This window comes from Capnocytophaga sp. oral taxon 324 str. F0483, from assembly GCF_000318315.2.
GTDB classification, from domain to species: Bacteria; Bacteroidota; Bacteroidia; order Flavobacteriales; family Flavobacteriaceae; genus Capnocytophaga; species Capnocytophaga ochracea.
Window position 1 is genome coordinate 1 of sequence record NZ_KB291493.1, and the last position, 19,636, is coordinate 19,636.

19 protein-coding genes are annotated in these 19,636 nt (G+C 40.2%); 8 read left to right on the top strand and 11 right to left on the bottom strand.

Annotated elements, in window-relative coordinates; translation table 11 throughout:
• Nucleotides 1-175 precede the first annotated feature (175 nt).
• The 4 genes from pheS (at nucleotide 176) to HMPREF9072_RS02090 (ending at nucleotide 4,347) form a co-directional block, all read left to right on the top strand.
• Entirely contained in the window at nucleotides 176-1,198 is a 1,023-nt protein-coding gene (pheS, locus tag HMPREF9072_RS02075; protein WP_002673912.1) for a phenylalanine--tRNA ligase subunit alpha, read from the top strand.
• A gap of 330 nt (nucleotides 1,199-1,528) precedes the next feature.
• Nucleotides 1,529-2,440 (top strand): ABC transporter ATP-binding protein, encoded by a 912-nt coding sequence (locus HMPREF9072_RS02080; protein WP_009410279.1) that lies wholly within the window; start codon nucleotides 1,529-1,531, stop codon nucleotides 2,438-2,440.
• A gap of 62 nt (nucleotides 2,441-2,502) precedes the next feature.
• Nucleotides 2,503-3,114 (top strand): PASTA domain-containing protein, encoded by a 612-nt coding sequence (locus HMPREF9072_RS02085; RefSeq protein WP_009410280.1) that lies wholly within the window; start codon nucleotides 2,503-2,505, stop codon nucleotides 3,112-3,114.
• Nucleotides 3,115-3,288: 174 nt separating this feature from the next.
• Nucleotides 3,289-4,347, top strand: a complete 1,059-nt coding sequence (locus tag HMPREF9072_RS02090; protein ID WP_009410281.1) for an RluA family pseudouridine synthase — start codon at nucleotides 3,289-3,291, stop codon at nucleotides 4,345-4,347.
• A 114-nt stretch (nucleotides 4,348-4,461) separates the two neighbouring features.
• Here the strand turns inward: HMPREF9072_RS02090 and HMPREF9072_RS02095 are convergent, their stop codons facing one another.
• Nucleotides 4,462-6,216: a TonB-dependent receptor gene (locus HMPREF9072_RS02095; RefSeq protein WP_034566052.1), complete on the bottom strand. Its 1,755-nt coding sequence runs from the start codon at nucleotides 6,214-6,216 to the stop codon at nucleotides 4,462-4,464.
• A 100-nt stretch (nucleotides 6,217-6,316) separates the two neighbouring features.
• Nucleotides 6,317-9,322 carry a tetratricopeptide repeat protein gene (locus HMPREF9072_RS02100; RefSeq protein WP_009410283.1) on the bottom strand — a complete coding sequence of 1,002 codons (3,006 nt, stop codon included), beginning with the start codon at nucleotides 9,320-9,322 and terminating at the stop codon, nucleotides 6,317-6,319.
• 784 nt (nucleotides 9,323-10,106) lie between these two features.
• Here HMPREF9072_RS02100 and HMPREF9072_RS02105 point away from each other — a divergent pair.
• From HMPREF9072_RS02105 to HMPREF9072_RS02120, 4 genes are read left to right on the top strand one after another with little or no spacing between them, the layout of a single operon-like run.
• Nucleotides 10,107-10,976, top strand: a complete 870-nt coding sequence (locus HMPREF9072_RS02105) for a GyrI-like domain-containing protein (RefSeq protein ID WP_009410285.1) — start codon at nucleotides 10,107-10,109, stop codon at nucleotides 10,974-10,976.
• An 18-nt stretch (nucleotides 10,977-10,994) separates the two neighbouring features.
• Complete coding sequence (locus tag HMPREF9072_RS02110) at nucleotides 10,995-11,474, top strand: hypothetical protein (RefSeq protein ID WP_009410286.1); 480 nt, start codon at nucleotides 10,995-10,997, stop codon at nucleotides 11,472-11,474.
• A 42-nt stretch (nucleotides 11,475-11,516) separates the two neighbouring features.
• The gene (locus HMPREF9072_RS02115; RefSeq protein WP_009410287.1) at nucleotides 11,517-11,975 is read left to right on the top strand and encodes a hypothetical protein; all 459 of its coding nucleotides are present in this window, start codon (nucleotides 11,517-11,519) and stop codon (nucleotides 11,973-11,975) included.
• 55 nt (nucleotides 11,976-12,030) lie between these two features.
• Nucleotides 12,031-12,420 carry a hypothetical protein gene (locus tag HMPREF9072_RS02120; protein ID WP_009410288.1) on the top strand — a complete coding sequence of 130 codons (390 nt, stop codon included), beginning with the start codon at nucleotides 12,031-12,033 and terminating at the stop codon, nucleotides 12,418-12,420.
• A gap of 88 nt (nucleotides 12,421-12,508) precedes the next feature.
• Here HMPREF9072_RS02120 and HMPREF9072_RS02125 read toward each other — a convergent pair whose 3' ends face one another.
• The 9 genes from HMPREF9072_RS02125 to HMPREF9072_RS02165 are packed head-to-tail and all read right to left on the bottom strand — an operon-like array spanning nucleotide 12,509 to nucleotide 19,037.
• Nucleotides 12,509-12,904: a hypothetical protein gene (locus tag HMPREF9072_RS02125; protein ID WP_009410289.1), complete on the bottom strand. Its 396-nt coding sequence runs from the start codon at nucleotides 12,902-12,904 to the stop codon at nucleotides 12,509-12,511.
• Nucleotides 12,901-13,338 carry a hypothetical protein gene (locus tag HMPREF9072_RS02130; protein ID WP_016479907.1) on the bottom strand — a complete coding sequence of 146 codons (438 nt, stop codon included), beginning with the start codon at nucleotides 13,336-13,338 and terminating at the stop codon, nucleotides 12,901-12,903. The genes HMPREF9072_RS02125 and HMPREF9072_RS02130 overlap by 4 nt, the downstream gene beginning before the upstream one ends.
• Before the next feature lie 16 nt (nucleotides 13,339-13,354).
• Entirely contained in the window at nucleotides 13,355-13,789 is a 435-nt protein-coding gene (locus HMPREF9072_RS02135; protein WP_009410291.1) for a hypothetical protein, read from the bottom strand.
• 2 nt (nucleotides 13,790-13,791) lie between these two features.
• Nucleotides 13,792-14,919: a beta-ketoacyl-ACP synthase III gene (locus tag HMPREF9072_RS02140; RefSeq protein WP_009410292.1), complete on the bottom strand. Its 1,128-nt coding sequence runs from the start codon at nucleotides 14,917-14,919 to the stop codon at nucleotides 13,792-13,794.
• A gap of 57 nt (nucleotides 14,920-14,976) precedes the next feature.
• Complete coding sequence (locus tag HMPREF9072_RS02145; RefSeq protein ID WP_009410293.1) at nucleotides 14,977-15,210, bottom strand: hypothetical protein; 234 nt, start codon at nucleotides 15,208-15,210, stop codon at nucleotides 14,977-14,979.
• Between the two features lie 4 nt (nucleotides 15,211-15,214).
• Nucleotides 15,215-16,993, bottom strand: a complete 1,779-nt coding sequence (locus HMPREF9072_RS02150) for a DUF262 domain-containing protein (RefSeq protein ID WP_009410294.1) — start codon at nucleotides 16,991-16,993, stop codon at nucleotides 15,215-15,217.
• Between the two features lie 25 nt (nucleotides 16,994-17,018).
• The gene (locus tag HMPREF9072_RS02155) at nucleotides 17,019-17,903 is read right to left on the bottom strand and encodes a hypothetical protein (protein WP_009410295.1); all 885 of its coding nucleotides are present in this window, start codon (nucleotides 17,901-17,903) and stop codon (nucleotides 17,019-17,021) included.
• Nucleotides 17,900-18,799, bottom strand: a complete 900-nt coding sequence (locus HMPREF9072_RS02160; RefSeq protein ID WP_009410296.1) for a hypothetical protein — start codon at nucleotides 18,797-18,799, stop codon at nucleotides 17,900-17,902. Before HMPREF9072_RS02160 ends, HMPREF9072_RS02155 begins: the two co-directional genes overlap by 4 nt.
• On the bottom strand, nucleotides 18,789-19,037 hold the full coding sequence (locus HMPREF9072_RS02165) for a phosphopantetheine-binding protein (RefSeq protein ID WP_009410297.1): 249 nt from the start codon (nucleotides 19,035-19,037) through the stop codon (nucleotides 18,789-18,791). Before HMPREF9072_RS02165 ends, HMPREF9072_RS02160 begins: the two co-directional genes overlap by 11 nt.
• Nucleotides 19,038-19,636: the final 599 nt, after the last annotated feature.

Below are 19,636 nucleotides of genomic sequence, written 5' to 3' on the forward strand. Positions count from 1 at the left end.
AGAAGTGTAGCGAGGAAAAAGCGAAAGAAACCTCCCCCTTGCCCCCTCCAAAGGGGGAATTGGCAGATGTGAGAATTAGCAAATTAGAAAATTAGTAGATTGGTAAATTTGCTAAATGGAAAATTATTTATACTTTTGCGTCTTGGGAAAAACAAAAGAGAAATCGTATTACTGTATGATTATTGATAAAATAAAAGAGCATATTGCTAAGATAGAAGATTTTAGCGCGAAAACTAAGGAAGAACTTGAACAATTCCGCATTCAGTACCTCGGTAAAAAAGGGGTACTCAACGACTTTTTTACCGCTTTTAAAGAGGTGCCTAAGGAGGAGAAAAAGACTTTTGGGCAGGTAGTGAATGAGCTCAAACAAAAAGTAGAAGCCAAAGTACAAGAATGGCGTGAGCGTTTAGAGGAACACAGTGAAAGCAAAGGTATATACGGCGACTTGAGTCGTCCTGCGACCCCTTCGCCTATCGGGGCGCGCCACCCTATTTCGATAGTTAAAAACGAAATTGTGAATATCTTTGCCAATATAGGTTTTAACGTATCGGACGGACCTGAGATAGAAGACGACTGGCATAACTTTACTGCCCTCAACCTTCCTGAATATCACCCTGCTCGTGATATGCAGGACACGTTTTTTATACAAACTAATCCGGATATTCTCCTACGTACCCATACCAGTTCGGTGCAAATACGCTATATGGAGGGACATCAGCCACCTATACGGACGATTTCGCCGGGTAGAGTATTCCGCAACGAAGCTATTTCGGCACGTTCACACTGTTTGTTCCACCAAGTAGAAGGCTTATATATAGATAAAAACGTATCGTTTGCTGACCTGAAACAAACTTTGTTGTACTTTACTAAGGAGATGTTTGGCAAGTCGCGTATACGTTTGCGTCCGTCGTACTTCCCTTTTACCGAGCCAAGTGCTGAGGTAGACATCTATTGGGGACTCAATAACGAGGTGGATTACCGCATTACCAAAGGTACTGGTTGGTTGGAAATTATGGGTTGTGGTATGACTGACCCTAACGTACTTAAAAACTGTGGTTTTGATAGTGAGGTATACAGTGGTTTTGCCTTCGGTATGGGAGTTGAACGCATTGCAATGCTTTTGTACCAAATAGGAGATATACGTATGTTCTATGAGAACGATATGCGTTTCTTGGAACAGTTTAAAAGTGCGCTCTAAGTGCGGATAAAAGATAAAAGGTAAAAGGTAAAAGGTGCAAGCCGCACGGGCGGATAGGAGGTAAAAGATAATAAGGTAAAAGGGACGAGCCAAAGCCAGCGAGGGCTCACAGCTGGATATGTGGAGGCGGATTAATTAGGGAATGAGGAAATTAGGAAATTAGGGAATGAGGAAATTAGGAAATTAGGAAATGAGGAAATGGGAAAATGGGAAAATGGGAAAATGGGGAGGTGTGAGTCCTTAGGGCACAGGGAAACTTTGCCGAAGTGTGGGAAGCAATATACGAATTGCATAAATTGCAAAGCGCGAATATTTACATATAAATAAACAATGCTAAACCTTAAAAATATATTCTTTGCTTATGAAGGGCAAGACCCTATACTGCAAGACATTTCTTTTGAGTTGGCGCAAGGTGAGCACCTTTCGCTGATGGGAGAAAGTGGTTGTGGCAAGAGTACCTTGCTGAAAGCTATTTATGGTCTCATTGATGTGCAAGAAGGTACTATACACTTCCACAACGAGCGCGTAAAGGGTCCTTCTTGGCAGTTAGTGCCTGGGTTTAAAACGATGAAATACCTTGCACAGGACTTTGGGTTAGGTCCTTATCACACAGTAGCTGAAAATGTAGGAAAGTTTATCTCTAACCTCGATTTAACCTATAAAAAAGAGCGCGTAATGGAGTTGCTCACCTTGGTGGGAATGGAACGTTTTGCGCCCTTAAAAGCACTAAACCTCAGCGGTGGTGAGAAACAGCGTGTGGCATTGGCAATGGCATTGGCACAAGAACCTCAATTGTTATTGCTTGACGAACCTTTTAGTCAGGTGGATAATTTTAGAAAGAACGAACTACAACGCACTCTCTTCACCTATTTGAAAGAGCAAAACATTAGCTGTATAGTGGCTACTCACGACGGTAAAGACGCGCTTTCTTACTCCGATAAAACCCTTATAATGCGCGACGGGAAGCTGTTGTTTTTTAACAATACGCTCTCGGTTTATTTCCAAAATACCGATTATTACACGGCTTCTTTGTTTGGTGAAGTGAGTTGGCATAACGGTAAGCTCTTCAAACCCCAACAGATTACCATTACAGCAACCTCTGATTGGGAAGCTACTGTACAATACTGTTATTTTCAAGGAGCACAATACCTTATAGAAGCTACTTCGGTAGAAGGGAAAGTGTACTTCTACAACGATACCCCCATAGAGAAAGGGGAGAAGGTGTGGTTGAGGATATTGTAGGGGGCTGTATTGTCCTTTTCAAAAATATTTGTACCTTTGCACCATAACAATACTTGCAAAGTATGGAAAAGATTAAAGAATTCTTAAAAAACTCAGGAAAGAAACTAGCTTGGCAATTTGCTTTTGCCATAGTGGCGTGTATTATATTAGTTTGGTGTGTATTGCAACTCTTGCGCATCTATACGGCGCACGGAGAGTACATTACAGTACCTAATTTGAGCAAGAAAACACTTACCGAAGTAGGGGTGATATTAGATAAGCAACAATTGCGTTATGAGGTGTTGGATTCTACTGAATACGACCCTAAATACCCTCCTCTATCGGTAATCAGTCAGACGCCTGAGGCTACCGAGAGAGTAAAGAAGAACCGCAAAATATACCTTAACATCAATCCGTCGGGCTATCATAAAGTAACAGTGCCTAAGGTGATACAAGTAACGCGCCGGAATGCAGTAGCTACCTTGCAATCGGTAGGGCTTGCCGTCGGTAGGGTTACTTATGTGAACAATATTGGGAAAGATATGGTATTGGAAATGCAACACGATGGTAAACCCGTACAACCTGGCGATAAGCTTATTAAAACCTCACGTATAGACCTTGTGTGTGGCAATGGCTTAGAGGCTCGGGATACTATCCCTACCGAAATACCTATTGAAGAACTGATGGGGGACTAGTGCGAGCCGCACAGGCAGTCGTAGCACGACGGGCGGTGTGAGCCACACTAGCAAGTGTGAGTCGCACGGGCAAGTATGAGCAATGCAGGCTATTATAAATTTAAACTTTGGTAAGGGGCGTAGCACGCACGCTATTAGAAACTTTGGCAAAGTTTGTGGCGCAAATGTAAGGTAATGCGTGATATAGACGAGATAGAAGATTTAGACGATTTAGAACCAGACGGAGAGGGAGCTCCATCTCTTTACGAGCATTACTCCTTTACGGCGGGTAAAGGGCAAGAACCTTTGCGCGTAGATAAATTCTTGATGAACTTTGTAGAGAACGCCACCCGTAACAAGGTGCAACAAGCAGCCAAGCAGGGTAATATTTTTGTGAATGGCGAGCCTGTAAAGTCCAATCATCGTGTGAAAGCTAACGACGAAGTAAAGGTACTTTTTCCTCACCCTCCTCACGAGGATTTATTGGTGCCCGAGAATATTCCTTTAAACATAGTATACGAGGACGATAGCCTTTTGGTGGTAAACAAACCTGCGGGTATGGTGGTACACCCTGGTCACGGCAACTACAGCGGAACGCTCATCAATGCATTGGTATATCATTTTGAGAACTTGCCTAACAACAGTAGCAATCGTCCTGGGTTGGTACATCGTATTGATAAGGATACTAGTGGACTTTTAGTAGTGGCTAAAACTGAAGAGGCGATGTTACACCTTACTCAACAGTTTTTTAATAAAACTACTCAGCGCGAATATATAGCCCTTGTATGGGGTAATATAGAAGAAGACGAAGGAACAGTATGTGGTCATATTGGGCGACACTTAAAAGACCGCCTGCAAATGGACGTCTTCCCCGATGGTTCTCACGGTAAAGAGGCAGTAACCCATTACAAGGTGTTAGAGCGTTTTAGTTATGTAACACTCATTTCTTGCAAGTTAGAAACAGGGCGTACGCACCAAATTAGGGTGCATTTAAAACACATAGGACATACCCTTTTCAACGATGAACGTTATGGGGGCGACAAGATTCTGAAAGGAACAACTTTTGCCAAATACAAGCAGTTTGTAGAGAATTGCTTTGCGGTATTACCTCGCCAAGCTTTGCACGCTAAAACCTTAGGTTTTGAACACCCGATTACTCACAAGTACCTTAGCTTTGATAGTAGACTTCCTAATGATATGCAACAATGTATAGAGAAATGGAGGAATTATAAGAAGTCGATGATAAGTGATTAAGGGAATAATAAGAGAGATTAAAGTATAGAAGATATAAAAATTGAAGATATAATAAACAAACAGCGGTATGAATGCTTTATTCATACCGCTGTTTGTTTTGTTAGTATATAATTGTTACTTGTTACTTAGGCTAAACAGATAACGTACTCCTGCAAAGGCTTGTACCCCTTGTGAAGGATAATACAACCATTTTTTATAGTGCTCACTGGTGAGGTTGTTGGCTTTTAAGAATACTTGCCAATGTTTGTTGAAAGTGTAATCGGCGTGGAAATTGATATCAAAATAACCTTCCAAAGAGAGCTTCTCAGGAATAGGATTTGCAACAGTTACGTAATCGAGGTCATAACGTTTTCCTACATAAAAGAAGTCGAATCCAGCAAATAGATTGGGTAATATTCTAAAATCGGTGAAGAGAGATACTCGTGTGCTGGGCAAGTTCCAAGCGGTTTTATTTTTCTGTACACGGGCGTTATAGTTATTATATCTTCCTTCAAAGGTAAAAGAAAAAACATCTTTTATATTTCCTCCGATAGAAGCTAAAAGCTCCATATCGTTTACTTCGTCGTACACTAATTTAAAAGAGTTGTTATATTGATAAGGCAATATTTCGGTGGCGATAGTAGGTGTCTCGGAATTGGTAGTAAACAGAGGCATCTCTTTGTATTGGCGATAGCTTCCTTGTATGCGATAAAGCAAATCGGAAGTTACTTTTCCTTTAAGGGCTACAAAAGCATCGGCTTGCACATTGGTAGGCTTAATTTCTTGCATAGGTGAGAGAAAAGGATTCTCTTTGGTGAGTTTCTCTACTGTGTTTTGTTGCATAATACCGCGTATACCTGCGTGCAAAATAGCATCGGCAGTTAGCGGATAAGAAGCCTCTACATCGGGATAAGCTTTAAACTTGCTTTCATCGGACTGGTTCGCATCTACATACATCAAAGCAACGCCTAATTTTAAGTCCAAATTCTCGATAGACAAATGATAAGAAGGATTTACCCCAAAGAGCATCCAACGATTGTTAAGCTCGTTTACTAAGTTATTTTGACGAGTAAAACTACCATTGTAATAATCGAGAATTACATTGGTACGAACTTTTTGGTCATCTGTAAGAGGAATTTCGAAGGTGGGTTGTGCTTTTACATTCAATTCTTTACTATCGAAATGGTCGTAGAGCCCGCGTACGCTGAAATCAAGTCCTTTAAAGTAAGGATTAGACCATTGGAGGTAACCTCCTACACCATAATCGAAATAGGTTTGGTGTACGTCATCTACTTTTCCAATCAACTGTTGTCTTGTATAAGAAGCGGGACGGATGCCATACCAGTTGTGCAAACGGCGACCTATATCAGCAGTGAGCCCCCAGAGTACATCTTGGTTCTGAAAATCATAACGCAACTCAGCCGATGAGAGCGCATAATTGGTATCGGTGTATACCTCGTCCATATCATCATTGGCTGAGATGTGATTCAGTAAGAAAGAAGCGTTACTGTTATCAGTTACTGGGAGAGTGATATTGGCATCGGCATAAAAGGTATTGAGCATACCGAAACCTCCACCGAGATAAGAATCTAAATAGTCTTCGCGGACGACTTTTGGTTTCACCGAAGCTGCTTTGCCTTTTTCGGGAACAAAAGTAGAGGCTACCGGAACCGAATAGATGGTATAGTTGATTTGCTTTTTCTTAACGGTAAGCGAATCTTTTACGTTTGCATCTTCACGCTTTTTGTAGGCGTCGGCAATCGTAGGAGCATATGATTTTACCACATCTACCACTTTGGTAGAGAGGCTGTCTTTACGGCTTTGAGCGACTGCCATTGTTGAGGCAGAGAACAAAAGCATTGTTAGAATATATGTGATGTGTTTGTTCATTTGTTTAGAAATTAGGGTTTAGGAGGGAGATTCAACTTTGCCAAAGGTGCGAGCCGCACAGGCAAAAACTTTGGCAAAGTGTATACCACAATATTAACCATTATTTTACTGATGAATTACTTTTAGCGGCTTCGGCTTTTACGACTGCGAGTTCTTTTTTGGCTTCGGCTACTATTTCAGGAAACTCTTTAAAGTTTTTAATTACACTTTCTAAGACGTAAGAGGCTTGATAAGCGTCTTTGAGTCCGTAGAAGTTTTTAGCCATTACGATAAGGCTCTTAGCAGCGAACTCTTTGTGTCCGCCATAGTCTTTAGCAATCTTTTGAACTACGTCATTAGAGGCTTTGTAGTTACCGTCTTTATTCTTAAAATAAGCATCGTAATACAAGGCTTCGGCAGCGAGGCTACCCGTAGCGGTTTTCTGTACCTCTTGGTAATATTTGCGAGCTTGGGTTTCATTTCCTGCTTGACTATAAGCACGAGCCAACACTATATAAGCATCGTTCTTGATACGGGTATCGATAGATTTTTCTTCTAATACCTTATTGGCATATTCAATAGCTTTATCGTACAGTTTTTCGTTATAGCACACGCGCATTAGGTTGCTTTGTGCATAAGTTTTGTTCTGTGCGATAGTAGCGGTTCGCTCGAGGTCTTCGAGATAAGGTTTAGCTTTTAGGTAGCTACCTGCTTCAAGAAGTATTTGACACACACGAGTAAGCGATTGCTCGCCGTATTCATTAGAACCGCTTTTGGTTACATTTTCGTAATGTGTAAGTGCTTTAGCCTTTTGTCCACTATTGAAATACATTTGTGCTAAGTAAAACTCGGCATTGGTGCGACGCATACCATTAGGGAACTCTTTAAGGTATTTTTCAAAACCTGAAATAGCCTCTTTGGTATTGTTTTGCATATATTGTCGTTCGGCAGCTTCATAAGTAGCTCCTTCGAGTTCGAGGTCGGTTACCTCTACATATCCCAAACCTTTAGCCCACGATGCGTATTCGTTTACGTTACCCATATCTACATAGATGAGTTTTGCGGAAGCTACCGCTTGTGAGGCTTCGTTGGTATTAGGATAGTCTTTGGCGATAGTTTGGAAAAGCGTTAAGGCTTTCTGGTTTTCGTTCCTGTTATAATACACTAAACCTTCGCGGAGCATTGCACGAGGTACGAGCACATTGCCTTTATACTCTTTGGCGAGTTGCTGATAGTACTGTAATCCTTTTTGGGTATTTCCTTTGGTTACATAAGCATTCCCTAATTCAAACAAAGCGTTAGGGCGCAGATTAGAGCTTTTGTAGTTCTTAACGAAACGCTCTAAGTCTTCAATTTTGCTATTGAGGCGGTCTACAAACCCATAACTAATAGCCTTTTGGTAGGCGGCATAATCTTGGTCAGAAGATTTAGCTTCGATGAGTTTGTTATACCCTTCCATTGCAGGCCAGTATTTACCTGTTACGAAGTAAGAATCGGCGAGACGGAGTATAGCGTCGTGTTTCCAACTGCTGTTCTTAGGGTTTTGTTTGAGGTACTTCTCGAAATTAGCGATAGCACCTGCATAGTTTTTTTGATTGAAATTAGCATAAGCTAAACCGTAGAAGCCTTTGGCATACTCTTCGGTTTTAGGTGCTGATGAATTATGGAGAAACTGAGTAAAATAGGATTCGGCACCTTTGTAATCTTTCAGCTGATAAGCAGTTTCACCAGCCCAATAGGTAGCGCGAGCGGCAAGCGCAGAATTACCACCGATGGCTTTCTGTAAATATTTTAAAGCCTCGTTGTATTGCAATTCATTAAAAAGCTCTAACCCGCGATAGAAGGCTACTTTTTTATAGGTTTCTTTGTCCTTAGGGTCGTTAGACTTTTCGAGCAGACTGATAGCGGCTTGATAGTTACCAGATGAAATATAAGAGTCGACTAAGAGCGACTGTATTTCGTCTTTATGGTCGTTAGGATAAGCCGAAGCGTATGCTTGTAGCACATTGGGGACACTCTCGTAAGGGTTACCGATTTCATAACTAAGGCGGGCGTAGTTCAGATGAGCATCTTTTTTAATTTGCTTATCGAAATCCATTTGAGAGGCATTGCGAAAAGCGTTGAGAGCCTCTTGTTTTTGGTTGGTTTTCAAATAGCATTCGGCTAAATGATAATACGCATTTTGAGCGACGCTATCGTTTCCGCCTACGATTTTGTTGAACTGCTCGATAGCCGCTTTATAATCGTTATTTTTGTAATAAGCGTATCCCATATAGTAATAATCGGTATTGGAAAACCTACCTTTTTTACCTTTATAGTTTTGTAAGTAAGGGATTGCTTCTTTGTATTTCTTGAGGTTGAAGTAGCTTTCGCCTATAATCTTATTGAGCTCAGATACTTCTTGACCATTTTTGGTTTTAGCGAGCTGTTTCTGTCCTTCGGTGATAGCTTCTTGATAAAGAGCTTGTTTGAAGTACATATTGGCTTGGAAGTAAGACACGTTTTTGGTGAGTGAAGCATCTTCTTCTTGTACTTCGCGGAAGTAGCTTTCAGCCTTAGAATAATCGTCTTTATCATAGGCGATATATCCTAAGTAATACTTGGCATTGGCACCGTATTCTTTGGTGTTTTGTACCGACTCGAAATAAGGTTTAGACTCGGCTTGTTTGCCAGTTTGGAAGAGGCAAAAACCTTTTTGGAAGTTGTATTTAGCTTTATCGCTACTGCTTATGCTTTGGTCGTCGATAGCCTCGTACCAAGCGAGTGCATCTTCGTAGTTGCCCTGCTGATAATAGATGTTAGCCATTTGCAAATAGGCTTCGGAGCTCAGAGGAGAGTCGGGGTGATTGACGATAAAGTTATTCACCAGCGCATCGGCTCCGTCTTGATTGAGGATAGCGGCAATAGTGGCTACGTAGTATTCATTTTGGGTTTGGATAGCTCTATCGGGATTGGAGGTTTGTTCTTTTCGGAACAAGTTCTGTGCAGGCTGATAGAGCTTGCGATTGTAGAGTCCCACTGCCTTTTGGTATTGGCTTTGTGGATGGGTAATCATTTCAGTTTCTTGTGCCCATAACAGAGGGCTAAACGCCATCAGTGAGAGCACTGAAAAAAGTGTTTTTTTCATAATGTTTTAATAATTAGATGTTAGGATAAGAGGAATAGATGGGGCAAAGATAAGAAATAATTATGAAATACGAATAAAAAGGGGAGAAATATTTGTGTGAAGGGGAAGCAGGCCTTAGGCAATAGGAGGGGGAAGCGACAAGCGGGAGGAAAATGAGAAAATTAGAGAATGAGGAAATTAGGAAATGAGAAAATTAGGAAATGAGGAAATGAGGTGCGAGCTTGAGTTAGAGGAATGAGGCTGTGCCTCAGAAATTAAACAAAAATTTAACAAAATCAAGGCTACACCTTGTGAAATGGGGAGAGAGGTTCGTCGGAGTTTTCGGAGAATCTTAGAGAGGTTCTGAACTTTCGGAAGATATCGGAGAATTTCGGAAGAGGGAAGGGAGAGGTTTTGGTGAAAAAAGGCTGTAAGAAGGGTGGGGTTAGCTTATAGAGAGCTTATAGGAAGGCTTATACGAATCTTGGACGATTGGTATAGGAAGAGTGTATAAATAATTGATTTATACTGTAATACAACAAGGCTAAAAATGTTAAAAAAGGGGTTTCGAGGTGAAAGAAAGAGGAAGAGGTGCTAGGCCTTAGGCCATAGGCAATAGGGGGGAGTGTGACGGAAAAGGGAAGTAATGACGAATGAACGAGAGGCGAATGACGAGGAGCGAGTGACGAAAAAAGGAGAATGTAGCGACGGAAAGATGAACTTACAGGGTGAAATTAGCAAGATAGGAAAAGACTACTTTGGGAAAGTGCCGTATCTTTGCCACAGAAATTCAAAATAAATCTGTATGAAATCCATTACTCATAACGATTACACTCAGCGTATCAACAAAGTGGCGGAATACATCAATGGTCATCTTGATACTTCTATAAAGATAAAAACACTCGCCAATGTGGCTAACTTATCTGATTTTCATTTTTGTCGCATCTTTAAAGCACTTAAAGGAGAATCGCCCATTGCCTTTATTGCTCGTTTGCGCATAGAAACGGCAGCTCAGCTGTTACGCTATTCGACGCTTTCGGTAGAAGAAATAGCTTTTAATATAGGGTATGAAACGCCCGCCTCTCTTTCCAAAGCATTTAAAAATCAATATGGTATTACCCCTACTCAGTATAGAACAAACAGAGATATTTATATTATGAAGAAAGAAATAAACAATCCAGAAGTAGTGCTTAAAGCTCCAAAGATAGTAGAGCTTGAGCCCAAAAGTCTTATTTACGTAGCTCTTACAGGAGAATATGGTACACTTAACTACAACAAAGCTTACGAACAATTGTGGGGTGTTGTAAAATCGCAAAAACTCTTTACCAAAGGCATTGAGTCGATATGCGTTTCGTATGATGACCCTAAAATTACCGAAGCCTCTTTGCAACGTTCCGAGGTGAGTTTGGCTATTCACAAGCCGGCTAAACCCTCAGGTGAAGTGAGTTGCAAAACCTTAGCAGGAGGCAAATATGCAATCTTTTTCTATCAAGGTAGTTATACTCAGCTCTCAGCCGTCTACGATGCTGCTATGCGCTGGGTGGTAGATAGTGAATACGAAGTGCGCGATGAGCCTATGTTCGAGAAATACCTCAACGACTGCCGTCGTACCCCCGAAGAGAAACTGAAAACTGAGATATATATCCCAGTGCAAACTGCACGGGCAATTTCCTAACTTCTAATTTCTAACATTATGAATCTTACAAAAACAGAAAAAATCACAGGTATCGCTTTGGCGATTGTCTTATTATTGCTTACGCTTTCAGGGAGTGGTTACTTCTTTTTTACTCTGAAAGTAAACTTTGTGCAATGGTTGGCTTACAACGCTTGTTCTCCTAGTAGCTTGGTGTATTTAAGTTGCCTTATCGTCTTTTGGCTGACGAAAAAGACTTTTTGGCTACCGTTTGCCTTCCTGCCAATGTACTATTTTGGTACGATGGGGCTCTTTACTTTTACGTGGAGTGGTGCTAACATCTTTGCTCAAATGTCACATATTACAATGACACTCAACCTGATTTGGGCGGGCTATGTGCTCTATCGCATTGGTGATTACAAAGCGTTTGCACAGGGTTTACTGTGGAGCATCGTTCTCTTTGTGCCTTACATTGTTTTTGTGATGTACTACTGTCGTACACACGCTGAGGAAATTAGTCAATTACTTGAAATGGCGTGAGCTATATAAGCAGTTTATATCAGATTTTAAAATAATAGCACAATGAAAGAAGCTTGTCCTGAGTGTTATGCGATAGATAGTCGCATCACGCCTTTGTTAACCCCCAAAGAGTGCTTGCTACACCACAGGCAGTATATTTGTAGTACTTGTGGCAGATGTATCTGTGCTGATGTAGATGATAAGGGGAAGTTCCGTGCTCTTTTCCCTTTTAAAACCCTTGCTATTGCTACCTTATATTTGCGTGCTGCTGAGGTAATATGGGAGCAAGCCTGTGGTATTTACGAAATAGAAGATAATAGAGGCAGAAAACAATACAAAATCTTTCCTTCTTTATCGGAATTGAAGAGTTATTTGCAGAAGAATAAGCAAAAGCGTAGCCTGCTGTCAAAGCCTTTATTGGTCACACCCCAGTATAAGACTTACCAACCTGAGCAGTTGCGAAAACTATCAACAGAGGAAGTAGCTATTTATATGAAAGAGAAATCAGCGAAAGGTTTGTAATTTAAAAGAGTAGTTGTGTATTTGCACCAATAATAATTTTAAAAAGTAATAAACGATGAAAAAAGCAATTCTATTATTAGTAGCCTTTGTAGGAATGGTTGCTTGCGGAAAAGACGACGCCAATGGTACAGAAGGAGGGGACATCTCTACGGCAAGATTTCTCCCTCCAAAGTGGATTCAAGGCTCTTGGACAACCAACAACAAGCAGTTCGGTTATGCCTTTAAAAACGATGACTTTTGCCAAATAACCTTAGGTAATACGAACTGTTTTAAGGAAAAGAATCTGCCGGTTACTAATATAAAAGACCTAAAAACAAATAATACTTATAAGGTTAGCTATAAAATCGGTTCCTCTGAACAAGTTTTTGTATTCGAAAAAGAAGGAGATAACAAGATAAGAGTAACTCATAATGTTCGTGTTGAAAGAAGCTATACCAAACAATAAATTACTTGAAATAGCGTAAGCCACACTATCTATTATAGTATGAAAAGCAATAGAACAAAGTCCTTTACTCTAAATGAGTAAAGGACTTTTATTTGCTTAACTCGCACAGTTCTTCCACCGTGATGTCAAACACCTCAGCATATTGTTGTAGCGTTTTAGAAGATAGTTTTTTGAATACCGAAGGTTTGGCGTGACGCTTGATAACCCATTGCCAGCGGCGCATTGCATCGGCAAGGACTGCCCAATCCATACGGTTGAGGAGCATATAATACACTATGGGGCTTTTGCGTCCTGCAAGCACATCGGCTTTTGCTTGGTCAATCTGCTCTTGCAAACGGCTGAGCGAGGCTTCTAAGGCAATGCTCTTCACCTCCCAGCCCCAACTGGATAGGGTGGTGTAGTTGCCTTCGTCATCGGTTACATAGCACAGTTCTGTAAAGTCCTGTAAGGCACCTTTTTCCTGAGGTAGTTCGGTTTCTTTCATTCCGTTAGGTTTTTAATTACTAAGTTCATTTCAGCAGTTGCCATAAGAATATCTCCTACAAAGGCATTACAGCGCATCGAGCAGATGTAATACTCATCGGTATCGAAACGAGAAAGCAATTCGGCTTCGGTGCGCACGACCTCTTGTACCTTAGGCAAGGCGAAGAGTTCCAATTTCTTAATCGCACTGATGTAACCTATCACATAGTTCGATGTGTCTTCTATACCAAATAGAAACTGCCCCACAATTGCCGAACAGGTTTGCGCCATATTCTCAATGAGTCCTACTTCGGCAAACTTCCCCTCTTCCACAAATATGCAAGTAGGCTTCACCTCAAACTCAGTAACTACGTGTGTATTACTGATGTCGGTAATGGTATCTACCATTTGCATCGGCGGACGGTGGGGGAGGTATTTGTGGATTGATATGTTCATATTCAGGTGTCAGGATTCAGGGGTTAGGGGCAAGTACGGTTTTCATTTCGCCTTGGGCGATAAGGGTATCACCTACAAAGGTTTGCATTGTTACGAGGGTAACGTCCATAAACTCTTGCTGGATAGTGATGTGTGTTTTAAGCGTGTCGCCTACTTTGGGTAGCGATTGTATCTCTATGTTTTTAATCGCTCCTATATACCCCATAGGGGCAGGTTTTCCGTTGAGATAGTAGTAATAACCTTTGTGCAAGGCAATGCTTTGGGCAATGTGCTCTATGAGTCCGCTTTCTAAGAATATCCCTTGCTGTACAAAGAGGTTGTTGGAGACAATGGTGAGCCCTGCCACTCCCTCGGTGGGGGTATACTCCCAAAGAGCATCTACCATTACAATGGGAGTACGCTGGGGTATAAGAGTAAGGATTTTGTTTTTATCTATAATTGGTAAAACCATAGTTAAACAACCTTTAAAAAAGCATAAGAATAGGAGAATCTACCGCTCTCGGGCACTGATAGCAACACGGTATCGCCTGTTTTGAGTTTGCCTGAGTGCATCAAGGCTTCTAACATCAAATAAGCGGAAGCAGAGCCTACATTGCCTACTTCGGGGAGGTTGATAAACCAACGTTCTAACGGAAGGTCGATACCTACTGTTTTGAGAGCTTCATACAAGCGTTCTTTGAAATAACAAGACGAGATATGAGGCAAGAAATAGGTAATATCATCTGCCGACAGTTGGTGTTTATCTAAGGTAGCACGCATACTCTCAGCGCCTTTTAGCAAAATATTCTCATTGAGTAGCTTCACATCTTGCTTGATAGCAAAGATAGATTCACTAAGCCACGCTTCGGCAGGGTATTCGCTCCAAGCTTTGAGACTACCATCGGGGAGTTTGTCGCCACCGGCATACATACACGCTTCGAGCTCGTGAGCATACGAATAAGCGTCCATCCACTCTATTTGCAAAGCGCCTTCACGCAGTTTGTTTTCTAACAGAAAAGCCCCTGCCCCATCGGAGAGCATAAAGCGCAAGAAATCTTTTTTAAAGGCGATAGCAGGGTGTGCTTCCAATTCGGCTAAGAGTTGTACTTCGTTTTCGTATTTATCGGCACGCAACCAAGCTGATACACGTTCAGAGCCTGTGCATACTGCATTGACACTATTGCCTGCCTTTACTGATAAGTAACCAAATTTGAGTGCATTCATTCCTGAATTACATACCCCTGAAGAGGCATTCAGTTCTACTGAGTGTCCACCCAAAATGCCGTGTACCATAGCAGTGTGCGAGGGCAAGAGCACATCGGGGGTAGAGGTACCGCAAGAGAGTACCTCGATAGTATCCCAAGGCACTTCGCCGTCCAATAGATTCTGTACTGCCAAAGCCGTAAGCTGGGCATTGTTATGTGTAGGGTTACCTTGCTCATCGAGGGCATAGTAACGGGTGAGAATACCATTGTTGCGTAGCACGAGGCGTCGTGCTTTAGAGGCATTTTGGTTTATGAGACCTAAGAAAGTCTCCATTTGCTCATTGCCAATGGGATTGTTAGGTAAATATTTACTTGCTTTTGTTATATAGACATTCATATTATTCAGGTAAAAGGTAATAAGTAATAGGTAACAGGTTGTTATTGAAAACAACTACTACAAGAATCCTAATCTCTCGGCTTGCTTTCTTACATACTCTCCTCTTTCTTCTTCGGTTAAAGAATTCATAAATTCTTTTGAACTTCTCGCCGCCAAGAGCCCGTTCATTGTTTGTTGTAGCCATCCAATACCATACTTCTCGTAACCGTTCAGTAGCATATCGACTGTTAATAGGTCTTTGTGCTGTCCGAATTGCAGATTCTTATTTTCAAAAATATTTTGTTGTTCCATTTTATTATTCTTTTATTTCAGTTAAATCAATTTCTAAAATGGTTTCTACCTGAGCACAGAACCAATTCCATCTATCTTTCAAAGCTTCTTTATTCCACTGTTTACTAAATAGTCCTTTATTATAGTTGTCTACTATTTGTTGAGTCATTCGGAATGCTGTAATACCTTCTTGGTTATTTGAATAGAAACCTTTACCTGTATAAGATTTAATTTTTGTTTCAAAATCTCTATTTCCTGCTTCAACATTTTTCTTCCCACTTAAAAGAGTTAAGTTTCGTCCAGAATTTAGCCAACTATTAGTTTCATCATTTTTCTCAAAAATAGTTTTCCAATCTTCATTATTATAATATTTTTGAGGTAATATATGTTCCACTTGTACATTCCTATTGGCTATATCCAAAAAAGAGATATTTGAATCATCTGTTTGATTATATTCTATTAAAAATAAGAGAGGTTTACACCATTTTTCATTATAAATATCCCCACTTAGATTTTCAATAGCTTTTCTGATAGTATTGTCAGAAACTAAACTATTATTCAATTCTTCCTTAATATTTTGCAAAGTTTTTTTCTCTTTTATTGATTTAATAAGATTAAAAGAGGTCTGCTTGATTTTAGATAGGGTATTCCCTGCTATCCAATTCAGATAGTAATAACGTCTAAAAACTTTTACAAACTCTTCATATTCAGAATATTTTTCTTTTAATGCTGTTAGCAATATAGTTCTCCAATACATTCCCCAAGGAATATAGAAAAAAGAATATATTATTTTATTCTCTTTGTCAAAAATTTCAGTTTGATAAGTGCGGATAAAATTCTTAATATCTGCTATAGTTTCATTAGAATCTTTATCCTTCAACTCATTTCTCAATTCATCATACAATGATTTTTTAGGGTTTTGTGCTAACAGATAATATTCATACATAACGAATAAATCGTTTAGAGTTGTCTCTGTATTATTTGAACAGTTTTCACACTCTTTCCAATCATCCATAAACTGTTCTTCTTTTTGTTTTCTTATTTCACTTTCATCGTTATACTTTTTCTGTATCTTTTCAATTAAGAAACTTTTTATTAAATCAGAATTTGACAAATCAAGTCCTCTGTCATTTAGTACTTGAAATAACTTGATAGCAAAAGAAACAGACTTACAATCTATTCTTATAATCTTTATTTTATTAAAAAGATAATTCAATAGTTCTCCTGCTTCTTTCTCACCGATAGAAGTAAGTTTTTCTCTAAAAAAGAAAGCAGAATTTTTAAACTTAAATTTAGGCTCATCTTTTCTTAAATCTTGTTTTGTAGGTTTCTCTATTTCTTTAGAATCGACAGTAGCATTTTCTGAAAGTATCAATTTATCGAAATCACTCTGATGATTAGAGTGCGTACGCAAACGTAATCGTTGGAATCTATCATTGAACTTGATAGAATTACTAACAGTTTTTCCATCAATAGCAAATGGGTCTTCCTCCAAAATATCGTTATTTATTTCAGGATATAAATCTCTATAAACACAAAGTAAAATAGTTAAAGTCGTTAATCTTTGTTGCCCATCTACTATATCCAAATAGTTATTTTTATCTTCAGGTTTTGCTGTGATAATGGAACCTAAAAAATAATTAGGCTCATTCTCTTTGGCATCTACCAAATCTTCCCATAACTTTTCCAATTGTTCATCTCCCCAAGAATAAGGGCGTTGGTATCTTGGAATCTGATATAAACTATCAGCATTCCCAAATATTTCTTTTATTGATAGACTGTTAGGTTTAAAAATATCTTCCATTTTCTTGTTTTTTTATTTCTAATTCTCAATTAATCAATTTCTTCACGTTGCTCTCTACTTTCCAAAAGAACAATGGGTAGGTGAGCCAGTATAGCAACCATACTATGGGCATCAGCACCCAGATAGCGATATACAGATAGATGCGGAAGCATTTCAGTAGGAATTTACGTTTCTTACTGCTGTAAATCATCTTTGCCCAAATGCCGAAAAGGCGGTTGCCTTTCTTCTCTGCCGAAAGGAGAAAACGCCTGTAATGCACTCCTCCGTGGGCTACTATTTCTTGTTGCAGTCCTGTGTAATCACCGGTTTGCAGGTGAGGGGCAATGAGCGTGCCATATACGCTCGCGCCTTGTATGTCTTTATCGGCGACACCTGCTTTGGGGAACACACCGAGATAGCGTTTGTTCTTGTCACCCGAAAAGAGCCACTGCACAATGGTAATCACACTGATATGATTGTGGTGCCTATCGGTAAGGGCGATATTGCCCACTAAGTGCGCCCCACAATCGGTTAAGAGTTTTTTTACTTTCTGGTGCGCCATCACCCACATATTGCGTGTGCCCGACACAGTAATTATAGGTTTGCCTTGTAACAGTCGCTTACCTGCTTCACTCTGCAAAAAGGAATTAAACGGAATAGAAGGCGACAAATACCACACTTGGTAGCCTAATATCACCAAATCGTAATCGGTATGTGCCAGCTGAAAAGGCTTTAAGGGCTGGGGAATTTGCAAATACGACTCTGGGAAAGCTCCAAAAAATGCCTCATCTGTCCACGGAAAAGGAAAAGGTTCTGTCGTATCAATAGGCAAAAAGTCGATAGTTACCTCCGTGAGTGGAGATAGTACACTATCGATAATCTCTTTGAGTTGCCCCGATTGGGTGTAATATACTACCAATATGCGTTTCATTGTTCATCCCAAAAGTTGAAATAATTAAACCATTGTAGCGGATACTTTCGTAGCATCTGCTCCATATTCTCGGTATAAGCATCGAGTAGCGCTTGGGCATCGCGACTTTTCACCTCAGCTACTTGGGCATACAAGTGGTAATGTAACCTACTTTCCTTCATCACATAAACGAAAAGCACTGGCACTTTCAAGCGCGAGGCTATAAAGAAAGGACCTGCGGGGAAGGTAGCTTCTGCGCCCAACAGCGTTCCTTTGAGCGAACGCACCCCTTCAAAATATCGGTCTCCCGTGAAACACACTATCTTGTTGTCGCCAATAGCATCGTTGATTTTGAAGATATGCGACATATCTTCTTTCACATAGATAAACTGATTCGAGGGTTTATTTTTAGAAATCGACTCCAAATACTCCTTGATTACCGAGTGTTCCATATCGGTAGTTACGGTGCTTATTTTCAAATCAATATCTATTTTCCTAAAAAAAGGTTCAGCAATTTCAAAGTTGCCTATGTGTGCCGAAATAAGTATCCCGCTCTGTTGTTCGTCTAATAATTTATGTAAGCTTTCTACTCCATCAAACTCATAAGTAAATTTCTCTTCCAAGCCCGCCAAGATAGCAATCTTATCAATAATGGTTTGCCCGAAAGTAAAATAATTTAAGTACAAGTTCACTACCGCTCTCAGAGGCGAATAGCCCAAGCGGTGACGGAAATAGTAATACATATAGCCATTGGAGCGCCACTCAAACAAAAAGTAATAGAACGCTACAAAGATGAGCAAGGTATAAGCAGCATAAATACCCAAGTGTTTCATCAGCCACACAAAGATACTATAGCCTAATACAGTACCCTTAGATTTGCCTTGCCATTTCGTTTTGGCTTGTTCGTTAGCGTGCATTCACTTTATTTTCTAGGGTAGTATAAAAGTCGTTGAAGGTTACGATAGGCTTAAAATCGGCTTCTACCAATTTCACACCAAATTCTTGTTCAATCAGCACTACCAAATCCACATAATCAAGGCTATCTAATCCTAACGATTCGCGGAAGTTTGCCTCAGGGGCAATCACACTGCCTTCTACTTCAAATTCCTCAACAAAAATACGAGTAGTAAGGTCTATAATCTCCTGTCTGTTCATTCTTCTTTTTATTAGCTAATACTTTTAAGGGGCAAAGATACGAATATTTTGTCAATAACCAATTTTCCTAACAAACATCATCTCCCAAAAAGCCCAAAACTACATCGTTATAATCGAACAACCCTCTGAAAAGTCACTTTTGCGTCACACACTTTGCGAAAGTTTAACCCCCCAGCCCCTCTCTTCCAGAGCTTCTCCCCAGCCTCTCCATTTTTTGCCATCAACCCATACTAACTTAACCCAATTTACTAATTTCCCAATTTGCTAATTTCCCAATTTGCTAATTCTCTAATTTCTCTCCCCCTTTTCCGTCGCCACATTTCCCCTTTTTCGTCACTTGCTTCTCGTCATTCGCCTCTCGTTCATTCGTCATTACTTCCCTTTTCCGTCACCACATTCCCCCTTTGAAGGTAGCCAGCGATAGCTGGGTATGTGTAAAGGGGGATGTTATCCCCTAGTGCCTATGGCCTAAGGCCTAGTGCCTATTCCTTTTTCTTTCGCCTCGAAACCCCGTTTTTAATATTTTTTACATCGCTATACTATGCTATCATTCAATCACTTATACACCCTTCCTATACCAATCGTCCAAGATTCGTATA